Here is a 17,763-nt window from a genome sequence, read left to right as displayed (position 1 = left end):
AACTATATTCGTGCGAATTAAATTTTAATAAATTATGAATTGGAGAAAATCTCTATTTGTTGCAGCCGCATTGTTGTCCTACACGGCTCATTCGTATGCACAGGACAATCTAATTAATGCTTTAAAGACGAATGTAAGTGACAAAAGTAAAGAAGGTTTTACCTTCACTGAGGTTATCAACCTTAGAAATACTTCCATTAAAGATCAAGGTTCATCAGGTACATGTTGGTCCTATTCTGGAAACTCTTTCCTTGAATCTGAAATGATTCGAATGGGAAAACAACCTATTGAGATTTCTCAGATCTTCACAGCCTACTATACCTATCTAGAAAAAGCCAAAAATTACGTAAGACTACATGGTGACCAAGCTCAAGGCGAGGGTGGTCAATTACATGACGTGTTAACAATATTCCGTCAATACGGAGCTGTACCCAGAGAAGTGTACACTGGACTCCAAGAAGGACAAACCCGAAACAATTTCTCAGAAATGAGCAATATCGTACAAGGTATGAACGAGAATATTGTGAAAAACAAAAAATTAACACCTAACTGGCAAAATGCCGTAACAGGGGTAATGAACGCTTATTTGGGAACTCCTCCTAAAGAATTCCAATACAATGGTAAAACATACACACCACGTACATGGGCAGATCAAGTTGTAGGTATCAATCCGGACGACTATGTAGGTATATCTTCATTTGATGCTTATGCATATTACAAACCATTTGTCCTTCTTATTCCAGACAACTGGTCTTTTGAGAGCTTTTATAATGTACAAATCAACGATTTGACAAGCATTATTGATAATGCCTTACAGAATGGATATACGGTAGCATGGGCTTCTGATGTATCAGAAAAATCCTTTAGCTGGAAAAATGGTGTAGCATTTGTTCCTGAAAAACCGGTTGAGCAGATGACAAAAGAAGAACAGGAAAACATGTTTAATGGCCCGAAACCAGAAGCAAAAATTACTCCTGCTCAACGTCAGACTGCATTTGATGATTACTCAACAACCGATGATCATGGTATGCACATCGTAGGAATAGTAAAAGATCAAAATGGAAAAGAATACTATATCGTTAAAAATTCATGGGGTGAATCCAACGATTATAAAGGATATATGTATGTTACGAAAGAATTTGTTCGCTATAAAACAATTTCAATCCTAGTCCATAAAAATTCTATACAAAAAGAAATTAGATCGAAGCTAGGCATTTAAATACTATTTGAAGGTGGTTTTTTCAACCACCTTCTTTATTTACATTCCTCCTGTTTCCACCAGCTTTCGAACACCTGATTTTCATTTCGAAAATCAACCAGTTCTCCTATTTTGGGTGTTATTATATGGAGTCTTGGACCGTCATCATTCAACGATGTCACTTTTTCCAAAGGTTCTTTCCAAGGATGGTTAGCGAGTTTAAATTTCCCGGAATGAACGGGTAATACACGTTTAGCGGACAAATCTTGTGTTGCCAGCAACACCTCCTCCGGCATCATATGAATGTATTTCCATTTATAGTCGTATTGTCCATTCTCTAAAATTGCAAAATCAAATGGCCCATACTTTTCACCAATCATCTTGAAATGCGTGTCGTATCCGCTATCCCCACCTACGAATATCTTCAAATTCGCTGCTTTTAACACAAAGGATGTCCAAAGCGTTTGATTTCTTTTAAAAGATCGGCCTGAAAAGTGTCTTGCCGGCGTAGAAGTAAGCGACATGTTATTCTTTAACTTTGTAGTTTCATACCAGTCCAATTCTGTTATTTGTTCAGAAGGATATCCCCAAAACTCCAAATGCTCGCCAACTCCCAAGGGGCAAATAACATGACTTACTTTGTCTTTAAGCTGTCGAAAAGTAGTATAATCTAAATGGTCGTAGTGGTCATGTGTAATAATTAAGTAGTCCAAACGAGGCATATCTCCAGAAAGTGTCAGATCCGCTCCTTTAAAAGCATTATTAGTACCATAAAGAGGCGAAGCATTCTTAGTGAATACCGGATCAACTAAAAACTTCACTCCTTCTATCTGCATATAATAAGACGAATGTCCGAACCAAACTAACCCATCCATATCAGTCGGCAATTCCGTTAAATCTGTTTTTACGTGTGGTATACTGTCAATTGGATAAGCTTCCTCTACTTTAGCAAATAGTAATTCCTTTATCACACTAAAATAAGAAACACCTTCCGCCATTGCAGGCGTATGCGATAGGTTTTGAAACTCGCCATCGCGATAATTTTTGGATTGTTTTATACGTTCAAGCCTTTCCCCTGATGCCACTTTACCAAAGAGCGGGTGCTTTAAAAAGACAATCCCAACTCCTAACAAAACAGCAATTATAATAAAGAAAATGCACATCTTTCTGTATCTATGTTTTTTAATACTATTCATTTCGGTGCTAAAATACAAAATAAGCAATCGCGGAATTTGTACGAACTGTTGATTTAATGTAGAAATAAAATAAAACCAAATGTAACTATCGGGTGTTATCTAATATGCGGCACTATTGCCCAACGTTTAACAACATTGATAAACACATCTTTTGATGTTTTTTACATATCTTTAACAATACCAACACATTATAAACATGAAATCGCTATCTGCTATCATTTTCGGAATAGGCATGCTCTTTACAATTCCTGCTTCTTCCCAGTCATCATCGTCCTTAAATGGAGTATATCAGGCTAAGACATCGAATCTAAATACCTTGTGGCTTTTTGCAGACGGTTACAGTTCGCAGATCGTCTATCAGGATAAAGCGTATCTCTCTACAAAAGGAGGTCCTTTTAAATATGATGGAAAAACGCTTTCCATCAGTCTAGAATACAGCGATCAGGACAGCAGTGAAGTTGGTACAACACAAGAATTGCCAATACAACTAGATGGTACTAATCTCAAAGATCAAAAAGGGACTGTTTACAAAAAGCAGCCTGCCAAAGTTCAGGATCTTGATGGTGTATGGCGAATTAGCGGGCGGAAACAGGGAAATGAAATAAGTACCATACGACGTGGAGACCGAAAAACAATAAAAATCCTAGTAGATGGCTATTTTCAATGGGTCGCGATCAACCCCGCTGTAAAAGGCTTCTATGGTACAGGCGGTGGCCATTACACACACAAAGACCAGCAATATACCGAACATCTACTTTTCTTTTCCCGTGATAATTCGCGTGTAGGCAATCATCTGAATTTCAAAGGAGAAATCAAAGATAACGAATGGCATCACTCTGGAAACAGTTCAAAAGGAGATCCACTATACGAGATCTGGAGCAGGGAATAAAAGTAAAAAAAAGCATTGTCTTAATACCTAGTACCCCATACTAATACAACCTATCCAAACAAATCGGAACTTAGGTATCGATCTCCGCGATCGCAGGAAATGAATACAATCACACCCTCTTCGATTTCATTCGCAACCTGCAGCGCAGCATGAAAAGCTCCTCCTGTACTCATACCCGAAAATATGCCTTCCCTTTTCGTAAGCTCCCGTGCCTTTTCGGTAGCATCCTGTTGAGAAATATCGATAACCCTATCCACCCTTGAGGCATCAAATATTTTCGGCAAATAAGCCTCAGGCCATCTTCTAATCCCCGGAATGGAAGATTCTTCAGTAGGCTGACAACCTATAATCTGGATCGCCGGATTTTTGTCCTTTAAGAAAATAGAATTTCCCATTATGGTACCTGTAGTACCCATTGCACTTACAAAGTGTGTTATTTTACCTTCCGTATCACGCCAGATTTCAGGACCGGTAGTCTTAATGTGTGCCTTATAATTATCCGGATTGGAAAATTGATTCAGAATAAAATATTCTCCAGTCGCTGCCTTTTCCTCTGCATAATCACGACAGATTTCCATCGTATCTAACAAGGTCACTTTCGCTCCAAAGGCCTCCATCGTCAATGTACGCTCGCGCGTAGAAGTAGATGGCATGACCAGTTCTAAACTCAAATCATACATGCCGGCAATCATCGCCAACGCAATACCCGTATTGCCACTTGTAGCTTCAATAAGCTTGGTATCTTTTGTGATTTCTCCCCTTTCTAAAGCCGAGCGGATCATGTTCAATGCAGCGCGATCTTTTACCGAGCCCGCCGGATTATTTCCTTCCATTTTTGCATAAATTCGTACCTTCGGATTGGAATGAAACGAGGTAATTTCTACCAACGGTGTGTTGCCAATAGAGTCAATTATATTTCCCATTATACAAGTGGTTTTGAGTCGATAAATTTTGAATTGGGTAAATGATATACCGTGGTATACGCTTCTACGCTGTTGGTCAACCATACATTACCTCCAATAATGGAATGGTGGCCGACTACCGTTTCTCCTCCCAAAATAGTTGCCCCTGCATAGATAATCACATAATCCTCAATAATAGGATGACGCTGTGTATCCACCATTGATTTTGTAACACTCAGCGCACCCAACGTGACACCTTGGTATAATTTCACATGATTCCCAATAATACAGGTTTCGCCAATTACAAGCCCGGTACCGTGATCGATATATAGATATTCGCCAATCCTGGCACCCGGGTGAATATCTATACCCGTCTTAGAATGTGCATGCTCCGTCAAAATCCGTGGGATCAAGGGCACGCCCAGTATCCAAAGTTGGTGTGCTATACGATACATACAGATAGCAGTAAATCCCGGATATGTTCGAATTACTTCCCTGATGCTTCGTGCAGCCGGGTCACCGTCCATTATTGCCTGAGCATCCGTCAACATGCGTGCATAAATCTGTGGCAACTCCATAAAAAAAACTTCAGCGACTTTTCGATTATCACAGTGTGAGCATGCTTTAGTTTTCAGCAGGAGTTCAAATAATTCAACTTCGGCCTGTTCGAACGCTAATTTTATTTCTTCCACACTTTGGAAACTTTTCGAATTCCGCTCTGGAAATAACAGGTGAAGCACATGCGTAGCCCACTCGGCAATACGTCTATTACTCGGCATATCCTGGACTTCGAGTTGCTTCTGATATAAATGATGATAAAAATCTTTCATAATGTTTACCAGAGATATACTTCTCCAGACAATCAAAGGTAATAATCCTTTTGATAAAATCCACCAAGTCTATAGAACTAATTTTTATCCAAAATCAATACGCAACTAATACGAATAGTATTTTTTCCATTAGGCTTTCGTGAATGCAAAGCATTTTCTCTAAGTTTGTGCCAATACTTTGCTTATACAGCAATATAAAATTTTATATGGACACGACTACGGAATACAATAATGTAATAAACTATTGTCAGGATTTATTTATCAAAAAAACGAAAGATTATGGTACAGCCTGGCGTATCTTACGACTTTCATCGATCACAGATCAGATCTATATCAAGGCTCAGCGTATACGGACGCTCGAAATAAAAAAAATATCCAAAGTAGGTGAAGGCATTATCGATGAGTATGTCGGTATCATTAATTATTGTGTTATTGCACTGATGCAACTTGAGCTCGGCGAGGATGGAGAAGAAAACCTTGATCCAATATGGGTCACTCAACAATATACCGAAAAGGTAAATGAGACACGAGACTTAATGTTCGCCAAAAACCATGATTACGGTGAAGCATGGCGTGATATGCGCACCTCATCCATGACAGATCTCATTTTAATGAAAATCCATCGTATCAAACAAATCGAAGACAACGATGGTCAGACTTTAGTTTCAGAAGGATTGAAAGCCAATTATCAAGACATGCTAAATTATGCTGTATTTGCGTTAATAAAATTAGGATTAGCTGAACAAAAATAGAACGAAATGTCAACTTCATATTACACCGCTTATAATACCAGATCCGAAAAGCCCAACCCCTTGCTCTGGGTGTCACGATTATTTGTAGGTTTACTTTTTATCTTCTCCGGATTAATCAAGGCCAATGATCCTATGGGATTCGGTTTTAAACTACAAGAATATTTTCATGTTTTTCATATAAATTTTCTGAATGATTACAGCACATCCGTTGCAGTAATTATCTGTGCATCGGAAATTATTCTAGGCGCATTGCTATTACTTGGAATTGCCGGCAAAAAAGTTGCTTGGGGATTGTTACTTTTAATTATTTTTTTTACGTTTTTAACATTCTATTCAGCCTTTTTTGAAGTAGTGACAGCATGCGGATGCTTCGGAGATGCAATTCCACTTACACCGTGGCAATCCTTTATAAAAGACCTTGTCCTATTAGCTTTCATACTATATATATTCGTTTACAGGGCACAACTAAAGTCCATCATTAAAAACAGTTTCTCCGGCAATTTAATCACCTTTTTAATTATTGTTGCTTCCTTCGGAATCGGCATATATACCGTCTATTTTTTACCGTTCATTGACTTCTTACCCTACAAAGTCGGTAATAATATACCAAAACTAATGGAGATTCCAGAAGACGCACCCCAAGATGAATACGAACATATCTATTCGCTAAAGCATAAAACTACAGGTGAAAACAAGAAGGTGACGGACAAGGTGTATATGGATGAAAAAATATGGGAAGATGAAAACTGGGAAATTATCGGCGAGCCAAAATCCAGGCTAATAAAAAAAGGGTATCAAGTAGCGATCTCTGATCTGAATATTTCCGATGCAGAAGGTAACAATGTAACTCAAGAAATCATCACAAATCCCTATTACAATTTTGTAGTCGTAAGCACAGATGTAACAAAATTGTCACCCACAGATTTCCTTGCCTTAGATAATCTTAATGAAACCATACGGGATCTTTCCAAGGATTACAATATTAGAGCCACATTGCTAACCTCAAGTTCCTCTAACGATGCCAGCTACCTGAATGATCAATTAAACTTAGTCCTAGAGATCTTTTATGCTGACGCTGTCCCGTTAAAAAGCATGGTTAGATCCAATCCCGGGATATTACTTCTACAAAACGGTGTAGTAATCAATAAATGGTCGAAACAATCATTTCCGAACAAAGAAAATTTAGAAAAAACTTATTTTCAAGGTCAATAATATGAGAAGGCCAATATTTTTAGTAGGGTTTATGGGTAGCGGTAAAACGACTTGGGGTAAGAAAATCGCACAATCACTGCAAGTCCCATTTATCGATCTCGACCACGAAATTGTGGCACATATTGCAATGTCTATTCCCGAATATTTTGCACTATATGGAGAGCAGCAGTTCCGTGAATTAGAACGCAAATTCCTAAAAAAACAACTAGACAAGTATGCTGTAATTTCTACAGGAGGAGGAACACCATGTTTCTACGACAATATGGAGTGGATAAACAACAACGGACTCTCTTTATATCTTTATCATACACCAAAATCACTCTATGCGAGACTAAGTCAATCCGATGTCAATAAACGTCCTGTATTAAAAGGGTTATCCGGCGAAAGTCTATTAGCTTTCATCGAAAATAAACTCCATGAAAGAAAAAGATATTATGAGCAAGCACATATCAAGTTCGAGCAAATCCACACCACATTAGAAGACATCATCGAACTTATACACAAACATCAGGAAGAGGATATCCAATATTAAGCGTATGTCCATTCAGGTAAAAAATCTCGTTAAAACTTATGGCAGTCAAAAAGCATTGGCATCCATAAATTTTGAAACCCAATCCAATCATATCATTGGTTTTCTTGGTCCGAATGGTGCAGGAAAGTCTACCACGATGAAAATTTTAGCGGGTATTCTTCCTTTTGACCAGGGAGAATGTGTTGTAAACGGCATCAATATTCAGCTTGAACCGATCAACGCAAAGAAAACAATCGGTTATCTTCCCGAGAATAATCCGCTATATATGGATATGTACGTTCAGGAAATATTAACGTTTGAAGCCAATGTACATCAGATTCCAAATCCTAAAAACCGAATCCAAGAAGTAATATCGCTCACCGGTCTAACACAAGAACGACACAAGAGAGTGCATCAGCTATCCAAAGGCTACAAACAACGTGTTGGTCTTGCAATGGCTATTATACATGATCCTCAAATTTTAATTTTAGACGAACCTACGTCCGGACTCGATCCCAATCAAATATTGGAAATAAGAGCACTCATCAAAGAATTAAGCAAAAACAAAACAGTGCTATTATCTACACACATTATGCAGGAAGTAGAAATCCTATGTGATGAAATCATTATCCTCAATAAAGGAATAGTGAAAGATCACTTCCTTAAATCTGACGCCGCCATAAGATTTCCCAATCAAAGTATGGAGGAAATTTTCGTTCAACTTACCCGTTCCTAAAAACTTTTTTTTCGGCTTGTTGTTTATAAACTAACTAAAAGAACAAAGACATGAAAAAATATTTACTATCATTCGCGGTAGCTATGGGTATTATTTCCCTAGCAAATGCCCAGCAGATCAACACCACACCCCAAACCTCAGCAAATGTAGGTCTTACTCCTATAAAAGCCGGGAATTGGTTAGTCGGTGGATCCATTGGAAGTATTGGATATAGCTTTGAAGGAAATTCTTTCAATGCGGCTGTAAATCCGCGTGCAGGGTATTTTATATCAGACGGGTTGGCTATCGGTGCAGAAGCTACGCTCTCATTGAAAACTTTTAAAGATGACGATAACACATGGGGATATGGAGTTGCTCCTTTTGTACGCTACTACTTTCCAGGTGGTGCAAGTTCGACAGGACGTTTCTTTGGCCATGGTTCTGTCGGTATAGCAGGTAGTTCTCCAGGTAGTGGAGCCACGTTTACTGCAGGTGCAAATGTGGGGTATGCACATTTCATTACACAGACAGTAGCTTTAGAAGCAACATTTGGATACAATTATTCCAAAGCGAATGTCAGTGGTGCAGACAAAGCAACTGGATTAGGAGTTGGAGTTGGTTTCCAGATATACTTGCCGGGAAATAGATAAAAACCACTTAATTTTATACAACTTGAGAGAGCACAGATCACGAGGATCTGTGCTCTCTTGCTTTAGCGCAATCATTTTCCTAATTTCGAAGCAAATTAAAAATAAAAAGTATTGTTTAGCATTTACAAAAAAGAGGTAGCAAGTTATTTTAATTCGCTCATCGGATATTTAGCCATTGGGTTATTTCTCCTTTTGACAAGCCTTGTGTTATGGTTTTTTCCCGATTCTTCTATTTTAGACACAGGCTATGCTTCGTTAGAAGGCTTCTTCACAATTACGCCCTATTTACTTTTATTCTTAGTTCCCGCTATTACAATGCGTAGTATTGCCGGAGAAAAAGCTGATGGCACATACGACCTGCTCTTGAGTAGGCCTATTTCATTGAAGCAAATTGTTATCGGAAAATATTTAGGCAGTTTGACCATTGTTATACTAGCCATATTGCCAACAATAGTCTACGCGGTTACGATCTATTTACTTGCATTTCCGAAGGGTAACATTGATTTAGGAGCAACTATCGGCTCCTATCTCGGACTAATATTACTTTCCGGTGCTTTTGTTGCATTAAGTATTTTTTGCTCATCCCTTACACAAAATCCCATTATAGCTTTTTTAGTTTCGGTATTTCTCTGTTTCATTGCCTACTATGGCATTACGTCCATAGCTCAGCTGACAGCTTTTGCAGCAGTTGCCGACCACCTAAACAATGCAGGCATACAATCCCACTACGATGCAGTTAGCAGAGGGGTTTTAACAGCCAAGGATTTTATTTATTTCGTTAGTTTTTCCATTCTATTCCTGACATTTTCCATCGGTCATTTGGGTAGTTTTTTTAACCCGCGAAAAAAAACATTTACAGTTTATTTGACAACAATCGTCATCCTATTACTTCTAAACCAATCCTTTTTTTACAATCAATTCGACCGGATAGATTTTACCGAAGACAAGCGTTTCACCCTCACAGAAGCGTCAAAAGACCTTGTTAAAAACTTGGAAAAAGAGGTTTACATTACGATTTTCTTAGACGGAGATCTACCCGGTGGATTCAACCGATTACGCCGGGCTGCCATCGATATGGCTTCCGACCTAAGGACATATTCTAATGGACGTATCAAAATAAATCTGGTTGACCCACTGCAAGGAGATCAAAATCAGCAACAGGAATATACACAAGCGCTGATAAACCGAGGGCTCTACCCCACCAATTTAAGCGTAAAATCCAAAAGCGGATTTTCCCAGAAGCTCATTTTCCCTGCCGCAATTATCAATACCGAAGACTTGGAGGTCAATGTTAACCTACTTCAAAATAAAACCGGAGCAAATCCCGAACAGGTCTTAAACAATTCCATCCAAAACCTGGAATATGCTTATGCTTCAGCAATTAGAAAAGTTGTAGCAGCAAAAAACTCCTATATCGGATTTACCGAAGGACATGGTGAACCCAGTGATTTGGAACTATACGATGCGATACATACCCTCACCGTAGGAAATCAAGTAGGAAGAGTTAATTTGGATTCCATAGATTTTAACGGATTGAAGCAGATGCAGGTTATTGTCATCGTTAAACCTACCCAACCTTTCTCGGAAAGTGAAAAGTACAAATTAGACTTTTTTATCCGCCACGGAGGGAGTGTCATTTGGGCCATCGATCAGCTCGATGCCAGTCTTGAAAACCTAAGATCAAAAGGTAGCCAGCCTCTAATAGGAAGGCAGTTAAATATAGATGACCAACTTTTCCTATACGGAGCCCGTTTGAACTACAATATGGTAGCCGACCTAAACTGTGGGCAGATCCCATTATCAGTTGGAAATATTGCCGGAAAAGCGCAGATTGAACTCGCTCCCTGGTATTTTTTTCCCATTCTCATGCCGACCAGCACACATCCCGTCGTCAAAAACTTAGATGGGATATACACCGAATTTATTGGCACCATAGACACCATTGCAACGGCAGGAATAAAAAAAGAAGTGATTTTGCAAACCTCCCCTTTTACCCGCTTACTTAATACACCTGCTACGCTATCCTTACAAATGGTAGAAGAACAACCTGATCCCACTAAATTCCGGACAAAATCCGAACCTGTTGCTGTATTACTTTCCGGAAAGTTCCCCTATATCTTTGAAAATCGCCCTACCCCATCCGGTATCATATCCCCGGTCGATCTATCGAGTATCTCAAATCCTGCAAAAATGCTCATAATCTCCGATGGAGATTGGCTAATAAATCAAGTAAATACAAAAGATCAATCTCCCTATCCTTTGGGTTGGGACCGTTATACGGAACAACAATTTGCCAACAAAATATTCTTAGAAAATATCGTTGATTATCTCATGAATGAAGAAAGCTTGATTTCACTGCGAAATAGAGAAGTGAAGCTCCGCTTACTCGATCAAGCGAAAGTAAGAGAAGAAAAACTGGAATGGCAAGTGATTAACATCGTGTTTCCGCTCCTTCTCTTATTCATTATCGGTTTCGTTCAACAATATATACGCAAGAAGAAATACATATAACCTATTTTTTCATCGTACCAGCTTCCGCTAACCGCAAATGCCAGCTGAAAGCCTCTTCCAATAAATGTGGGGTATGCCCTCCACGTTCGCAGGCACGGCTAAAATACGATTGTAGCTGTTCCTTATAATCTGGATGTACACAGTTGTCTATAATCTTTTGAGCACGCTCACGAGGTGCTAACCCCCTTAAATCAGCTAGTCCAACATCCGTAACCAAAATATCTACATCATGCTCTGTATGATCCACATGCGACACCATCGGCAATACATGCGAGATTGCATTTTCTTTTGAAGCCGCCTGCGTCACAAAAATACTTAAGTAAGCATTACGTGCAAAATCTCCTGATCCACCTATACCATTCATTATATTCGAACCTGAAATGTGCGTGGAGTTCACGTTACCATATAGATCAAATTCGATTGCCGTATTAATCGCAATAATCCCCAAACGTCTAATTAAACCCGGTGTATTCGAAATATTTTGCGGTCGTAAAACAAACTTTTCCCTGTACTTTTGCAAATCACCGAATACGCGCTGGTAACAATCTGCAGATACGGTAACAGAAGAAGCCGAGGCAAAGCTTAATTTACCGGCATCGATCAAGTCAAACGTACTATCCTGCAATACCTCTGAAAACATGGTGAGATCATAAAAGTTACTATCTTTAAACCCCATCAATACCGCATTTGCCACTTTACCAATCCCTGCTTGGATAGGCAAAAGGCGATCCGTCAAATGACCAAGAAGCACTTCATTTTCAAAAAAATTCAGAATATGTTTTGCAATAGCCGTAGTTTTCGAATCAGCTACCGCTATATCAGCCGGACTATCCAACATATCGGTAAATACGATACCTACAACCTTACTGGGATCCAAGGGAATAGTTTTGCGTCCAATCTTATTCCAAGGTGCTACAATAGGGATAACATTGCGATGAGGATAATCTTCTGCCTGATAAATATCGTGAATACCATACACATCTTCAGATACAGCTGTATTAATTTCCAAAATAACCTGCTTCGCCAATGCAGCAAATGTCACCGAGTTACCTACCGAAGTGGTGGGAACAATACTTCCATCCCGGTCGATAAAAGCAACTTCTATCACAGCAATATCAACAGGGGGTAAGTTTTTGCTATGCAGCAATTCGGCACTTTCGCTTAGATGCTGATCGATAAATAATACTTCCCCTGCATTTATTTTATTACGTAAAGTGCGATCCACTTGAAAAGGCATACGCTTAGATAATGCCCCCGCTTCCGCCAATTTACCATCCGTATCATGACCTAATGACGCACCAGTCATTAATGTTATTTTTAGATTTTCCCGCTTTGCACGCGCTGCAAATGCCGGAAGAACAGCTTTGCTGTCCCCTGCTTTTGTAAAACCACTCGAACCTACCACCATACCGTTCTTAATAAGAAGAGCTGCCTGCTCCGCAGGCATTACTTTATCTTTCAAACTTGCTAAACGTATTCTTTCGTATGCCATTTTATAATTCAATTTGTTGTCAAATATAAGTAGCTATCCCATCTATAAAAATGACTTACAATATTAACTAATATCACAATTGGCATTTTATCGATTCCCCTCTAGCTTTGAATACTTATATTTATCGAAGAAATATAGCAATTACGTAATTAATGAAACATTCTTGCTACGAACTTCTTAATAATGCCTTACTTTTTTGGTTTTCTAGCTAAAATTAAGGAGATTTAAAGATTAATATAAGGACTTATGGAGAAGGAATATGTAAATAAATATTACATAACTGAAGTAGATGCCATTGCAGATAGCATATATTGTCACCACGCGCTTTTAGGCAATAGTGTAATTACCGAACATAAGCACAAGAAAGGTCAATTCCTATATACAGAAGGAGGAGTTGTATTTCTGAAAACATCTCACAAATCATATTTTCTACCCGCAAGACATTATATATGGATCCCTCCAGATATAAAACACAGCATCCATCCCAGTTCTCCAAATGTAGTTATGCGTAACCTCTATTTCCCAACATTTGAGACAGATACAGATTTTTACGACAAAATCAACATCTACCCCGTGAACGACCTTCTTATTGAACTGATTATGTTTACAAACCGATGGAATGGTAATATACTCCCGGCAGAAGAAACTAAATACGCAATCGCAAAAGCGTTTAAACTGGTATTACCTGAGCTTTCAAGTTCCGAACTCCCGTTGGCTTTACCCTATCCACAACACGAAATATTGAAAGATATCGTTGCATTTCTAGAAGCCAATATTTCCAAAAATATCAACTTTAAAACACTAGCTACAAAATTTGATCTTAGTGAACGTACATTAGCCCGTTTATTCCAAAAAGAGCTAAATATGTCCTTCATCCAATACTATACGATCTTAAGAATGCTAACAGCTTTACAACTTCTATTAGATGATAAATTAAGCATCAACGAAGTCGCATTAAAAGTGGGATATAGTAGCTTACCTACATTCAGCAATACATTCAATAAAATTATCGGTGTGAGACCCAGTGATTACGTCAAAAACAAAAACACGTTAATATAGCCATTTATCCCAGTATGAATAACAGATAACCGAGCTTACAAGTTCACAAGTAAATACATATATATGAAATTAAACCCCTTAATACTAAGCCTGTTTACACTATCAACTATATCATGCGGAATGAATTCCCGTGTTGATAATCCAAATGTAACACCCCCTCTTCCTATCCAACTTTTTAACGGAAAGGATATGAACGATTGGACGCCAAAGATCCGACTTCACCAAACCGGTGAAAACTATGCCCAAACGTTCCGTGTAGAAGACGGATTATTAAAAGTAAGATATGATGGTTATGATGATTTCAATCGCCAATATGGACACATAGCCTACAATAAGCCATTCGGACATTATATACTCCGTATCGAATATCGGTTTGTAGGCGAACAAGTAAAAGGTGGTGAAGGCTGGGCGTGGCGTAATAGTGGCGCGATGCTTCATGGACAATCGCCACAAAGCATGTTAAAAGATCAGGATTTTCCAATTTCGATAGAAGGACAATTCCTGGGTGGTGATGGTACATCCGAGCGTACTACATCTAACCTATGCACTCCGGGTACCCATGTACACTACATGAATGAACTTTTTACACCACACTGTACCAGCTCTACCTCCAAGACATACCATGGAGATCAATGGGTAACAGCAGAATTCGTTGTACTGGGAGATTCTATTATACGACATGTACTAGAAGGCAAAACCGTGTTAGAATATACTAAACCCCAGATTGGAGGCGGTAGTGTATCTAATTTTGACCAACATGTAAAAACAGATGGCAAAGCATTAACAGAAGGCTATATTTACCTGCAGAGTGAGAGCCATCCCATTGACTTCAGAAAAGTAGAATTATATGATCTATCTGCTTATAAAAAGAATCCGGAAAAGCTAAATAGCATCATCCAACAAATCATTAAATAACGTAAAAGACCGACTGATAGAGTCGGTCCTTTACATTATCTGCACAACAAGAAAAGGGATGTAAATGAATACATCCCTTCTTATTTCCGTGTCCAAAAATTAACCTAATTTATTAACTAATTTAGTCAATTTAGATTTATTGTTAGAAGCTTTTTTCTTGTGAATTACGTTTTTCTTAGCCAAACGATCAAGCATTGAAATTACACGAGGCAATAATGCTTGTGCTTCTTCTGCAGAAGTAGTAGTACGTAATTTCTTAATTGCGTTACGCGTTGTTTTTGCTTGGTAACGGTTTCTTAGACGCTTCGCAGCGTTAGCTCTAATTCTTTTGATCGCTGATTTATGATTTGCCATTTCTCTTAGCTAATTTTATTTTCTTATTTTACTATATTTCGGACTGCAAAAATAACGAGTTAATTCCATTATTCAAAATCTATTTTAAAGTTTATTTCATTATTTCTATCCAACTACTCTTTTTTGATTTTTTATTTGAGCTTTAGCAAGCGCATCAAAGATAATCTTTACTTTTGAATTTTTAATTTCGAAGATATGCAAAAATTATCGATGGATCAATTGAACCGTACAGATCTAGAAACTTTCAAAAACCAGGAGAAGACACGAATTACCATTGTATTAGATAGTGTACGTAGTATGCACAACGTGGGATCATCTTTTCGAACAGCAGATGGATTTGCTATAGAGCAAATTTTTCTTTGTGGTATCACCGCTACACCGCCACATCGTGAAATCGAGAAAACAGCATTAGGCGCAACCCAATCCGTCAAATGGACTTATCAGAAAGACAGCTTGCAAGCAATACTAACCCTAAAGGAACAAGGATATAAAATTATTGCCGTAGAACAAGCAGAAGGAAGCATTATGTTAAACAATTTCGAACCACTCTCTTCAGAAAAATATGCCTTGGTATTTGGTAATGAAGTAAATGGCGTAAGCGAAGAAATTATGGGAATAATAGATGCTTGTATTGAAATTCCGCAATTCGGAACCAAACATTCTTTTAATGTTTCCGTAACGATCGGAATGGTACTGTGGGATTTTGTGACTAAAATGAAATTTCGATAATTTATTTGGCATTTATAACCAAGCAAATTTTCGAAAGTCAATGCAAAATGGTAGATTTGCTATGCAAAAAATCAGAACAAATGAGTGTATTAGTCAATAAAGATTCTAAAGTTATCGTACAAGGTTTTACAGGAACCGAAGGTACTTACCACGCAAGTCAAATGATTGAGTACGGAACACAAGTTGTTGGTGGTGTAACTCCTGGCAAGGGAGGTCAAACTCACCTCGATCGTCCTGTATTCAATTCTGTACAAGATGCCGTAGACAAAACTGGTGCTAATGTTTCTATCATATTCGTACCTCCTGCTTTCGCTGCCGATGCTATTATGGAAGCTGCAGCTGCAGGTATTGAAGTAATTGTATGTATTACTGAAGGTATTCCTACTAAGGATATGATTCAGGTAAAATCATATTTAAGTGATAAAAATTCACGCTTAATCGGTCCCAACTGTCCAGGTATTATCACTGCTGAAGAAGCTAAAATTGGTATCATGCCAGGGTTTATCTTCAAAAAAGGTAATGTAGGTGTAGTTTCTAAATCAGGTACATTAACATACGAGGCTGTTGACCAAACGGTAAAAGCAGGGTTGGGTATTACTACAGCTATCGGTATCGGTGGTGATCCTATTATCGGTACTACTACGAAAGAAGCAGTAGAACTATTAATGAATGATCCGGAAACTGAAGCGATCATTATGATTGGTGAAATCGGTGGTGGAATGGAAGCAGAAGCCGCTCATTGGATTAAAGAGCACGGAACAAAACCAGTAGTTGGTTTCATCGCCGGACAAACAGCGCCTCCGGGACGTCGTATGGGACATGCCGGTGCAATCGTTGGTGGTGCAGACGATACGGCTGCAGCGAAAATGAAAATCATGGCAGAATGTGGCATTCGCGTGGTAGAATCTCCTGCAGAAATTGGGAAAGCTATCGCTGAAGAACTAGCAAAATAAACACTTATTTATTTAATATAAGAAAAGCTCGAAATAATTTCGAGCTTTTCTTATATATTGAATCTCCATTTATTCTTTCCTAAGAATGGGGCGCATTGGCAATATCATCTATCAATTTAAACCAGCTACCATCGCGCTATATAATAGCCATTAATTCTTCTTAATGGATCTTTAAAATGTAGCTTTCACTCCTCCTTTTGTATTTCCATTACTTAGTCTTCCTTTACAATCACAACATCTTAATAGAATTGACTTTTGCCAGGAGCAGCAATAGTATCTGATTCATCTAATAGAGTATAACAGGAGAAGCTGTATTATTATAATAGCAGATAACAAAAAAAAAGAGCCCTTACTGTTTCCAGCAAGGGCTCTGTATAAAAAAAGGCACCGACCTACTCTCCCACCTGTTACGGCAATACCATCGGCTCTGGCGGGCTTGACTTCTCTGTTCGGAATGGGAAGAGGTAGACACCGCCGATATAGGCACCTGAATATCTTTAATAGTATCATCTACCGGGATCATCTATCCCATACATACTATCTAATGACTATCGAAAGAAAGAAATACATTCGAGAAAACAACAGCAACTATCCGCTTGGAAAGCTTCGGGCTATTAGTACTACTCGGCTGTGATGTCTCCATCTCTACACCTATAGCCTATCAACGTAGTCATCTACTACGACCCTATAAGGAAGTCTCATCTCGTGGCTAGTTTCGCACTTAGATGCTTTCAGCGCTTATCTATTCCCGACGTAGCTACCCTGCAGTACACCTGGCGGCATAACAGGTTCACCAGCGGTCAGTCCAACCCGGTCCTCTCGTACTAAGGTCAGATCCACTCAAACTTCCAACGCCCACAACAGATAGGGACCGAACTGTCTCGCGACGTTCTGA

Annotated in this window: 17 protein-coding genes and 2 rRNA genes; 12 read left to right on the top strand and 7 right to left on the bottom strand. The window is 38.7% G+C overall.

Going from position 1 to position 17,763, the window contains the following annotated elements; genetic code table 11:
• Positions 1-34: 34 nt before the first annotated feature.
• Entirely contained in the window at positions 35-1,219 is a 1,185-nt protein-coding gene (locus tag E4F24_RS00995; protein ID WP_140936743.1) for a C1 family peptidase, read from the top strand.
• Positions 1,220-1,254: 35 nt separating this feature from the next.
• On the opposite strand, the gene E4F24_RS00990 is transcribed toward E4F24_RS00995, so the two are convergent.
• Positions 1,255-2,394, bottom strand: a complete 1,140-nt coding sequence (locus E4F24_RS00990) for an MBL fold metallo-hydrolase (protein WP_235891125.1) — start codon at positions 2,392-2,394, stop codon at positions 1,255-1,257.
• A 196-nt stretch (positions 2,395-2,590) separates the two neighbouring features.
• Between E4F24_RS00990 and E4F24_RS00985 the strand changes: the two genes are divergently transcribed.
• A complete protein-coding gene (locus E4F24_RS00985) occupies positions 2,591-3,283 on the top strand; it encodes a hypothetical protein (protein ID WP_140936742.1) in 693 nt (230 codons plus the stop codon).
• Positions 3,284-3,333: 50 nt separating this feature from the next.
• On the opposite strand, the gene cysM is transcribed toward E4F24_RS00985, so the two are convergent.
• Both cysM and E4F24_RS00975 read right to left on the bottom strand, forming a co-directional pair.
• A complete protein-coding gene (gene cysM / locus E4F24_RS00980) occupies positions 3,334-4,206 on the bottom strand; it encodes a cysteine synthase CysM (protein ID WP_140936741.1) in 873 nt (290 codons plus the stop codon).
• A complete protein-coding gene (locus E4F24_RS00975) occupies positions 4,206-5,015 on the bottom strand; it encodes a serine O-acetyltransferase (protein ID WP_140936740.1) in 810 nt (269 codons plus the stop codon). Before E4F24_RS00975 ends, cysM begins: the two co-directional genes overlap by 1 nt.
• A gap of 206 nt (positions 5,016-5,221) precedes the next feature.
• On the opposite strand from E4F24_RS00975, the gene E4F24_RS00970 reads away from it, so the two are divergent.
• The 6 genes from E4F24_RS00970 to gldG all read left to right on the top strand — a co-directional run bounded on the left by E4F24_RS00970 (position 5,222) and on the right by gldG (position 11,366).
• Positions 5,222-5,767, top strand: coding sequence for a DUF1599 domain-containing protein (locus E4F24_RS00970; protein WP_140936739.1), 546 nt, complete (start codon positions 5,222-5,224; stop codon positions 5,765-5,767).
• 6 nt (positions 5,768-5,773) lie between these two features.
• Positions 5,774-6,979, top strand: a complete 1,206-nt coding sequence (locus E4F24_RS00965; RefSeq protein ID WP_140936738.1) for a BT_3928 family protein — start codon at positions 5,774-5,776, stop codon at positions 6,977-6,979.
• A 1-nt stretch (position 6,980) separates the two neighbouring features.
• Complete coding sequence (locus E4F24_RS00960; protein ID WP_140936737.1) at positions 6,981-7,511, top strand: shikimate kinase; 531 nt, start codon at positions 6,981-6,983, stop codon at positions 7,509-7,511.
• Between the two features lie 4 nt (positions 7,512-7,515).
• On the top strand, positions 7,516-8,226 hold the full coding sequence (locus E4F24_RS00955; protein WP_140936736.1) for an ATP-binding cassette domain-containing protein: 711 nt from the start codon (positions 7,516-7,518) through the stop codon (positions 8,224-8,226).
• A 50-nt stretch (positions 8,227-8,276) separates the two neighbouring features.
• Entirely contained in the window at positions 8,277-8,855 is a 579-nt protein-coding gene (locus tag E4F24_RS00950) for a porin family protein (RefSeq protein ID WP_140936735.1), read from the top strand.
• 111 nt (positions 8,856-8,966) lie between these two features.
• Positions 8,967-11,366, top strand: coding sequence for a gliding motility-associated ABC transporter substrate-binding protein GldG (gldG, locus tag E4F24_RS00945; RefSeq protein ID WP_140936734.1), 2,400 nt, complete (start codon positions 8,967-8,969; stop codon positions 11,364-11,366).
• A 1-nt stretch (position 11,367) separates the two neighbouring features.
• On the opposite strand, the gene E4F24_RS00940 is transcribed toward gldG, so the two are convergent.
• Complete coding sequence (locus E4F24_RS00940) at positions 11,368-12,858, bottom strand: succinyl-CoA:acetate CoA-transferase ScpC (protein WP_140936733.1); 1,491 nt, start codon at positions 12,856-12,858, stop codon at positions 11,368-11,370.
• A 246-nt stretch (positions 12,859-13,104) separates the two neighbouring features.
• Between E4F24_RS00940 and E4F24_RS00935 the strand changes: the two genes are divergently transcribed.
• Together E4F24_RS00935 and E4F24_RS00930 are read left to right on the top strand one after the other, a co-directional pair.
• Positions 13,105-13,917: an AraC family transcriptional regulator gene (locus E4F24_RS00935; protein WP_140936732.1), complete on the top strand. Its 813-nt coding sequence runs from the start codon at positions 13,105-13,107 to the stop codon at positions 13,915-13,917.
• A 120-nt stretch (positions 13,918-14,037) separates the two neighbouring features.
• Entirely contained in the window at positions 14,038-14,832 is a 795-nt protein-coding gene (locus E4F24_RS00930; RefSeq protein WP_235891124.1) for a 3-keto-disaccharide hydrolase, read from the top strand.
• A 99-nt stretch (positions 14,833-14,931) separates the two neighbouring features.
• Here E4F24_RS00930 and rpsT read toward each other — a convergent pair whose 3' ends face one another.
• The gene (rpsT, locus tag E4F24_RS00925) at positions 14,932-15,186 is read right to left on the bottom strand and encodes a 30S ribosomal protein S20 (protein ID WP_136903277.1); all 255 of its coding nucleotides are present in this window, start codon (positions 15,184-15,186) and stop codon (positions 14,932-14,934) included.
• A 195-nt stretch (positions 15,187-15,381) separates the two neighbouring features.
• Between rpsT and E4F24_RS00920 the strand changes: the two genes are divergently transcribed.
• Both E4F24_RS00920 and sucD read left to right on the top strand, forming a co-directional pair.
• Positions 15,382-15,915: an RNA methyltransferase gene (locus E4F24_RS00920; RefSeq protein ID WP_140936730.1), complete on the top strand. Its 534-nt coding sequence runs from the start codon at positions 15,382-15,384 to the stop codon at positions 15,913-15,915.
• An 80-nt stretch (positions 15,916-15,995) separates the two neighbouring features.
• A complete protein-coding gene (gene sucD / locus E4F24_RS00915; protein ID WP_136903279.1) occupies positions 15,996-16,868 on the top strand; it encodes a succinate--CoA ligase subunit alpha in 873 nt (290 codons plus the stop codon).
• Positions 16,869-17,247: 379 nt separating this feature from the next.
• Here sucD and rrf read toward each other — a convergent pair.
• Positions 17,248-17,359: ribosomal RNA gene (gene rrf / locus E4F24_RS00910) — 5S ribosomal RNA — on the bottom strand.
• Positions 17,360-17,462: 103 nt separating this feature from the next.
• A 23S ribosomal RNA gene (locus E4F24_RS00905) occupies positions 17,463-17,763 on the bottom strand; the annotation flags it as partial.

It is taken from the genome of Sphingobacterium lumbrici, from assembly GCF_006476045.1.
In the GTDB taxonomy this organism is placed as follows: Bacteria; Bacteroidota; Bacteroidia; order Sphingobacteriales; family Sphingobacteriaceae; genus Sphingobacterium; species Sphingobacterium lumbrici.
The sequence above is the reverse complement of the archived record's forward strand: the minus strand, read 5'-3'. Positions and strand labels throughout refer to the sequence as shown.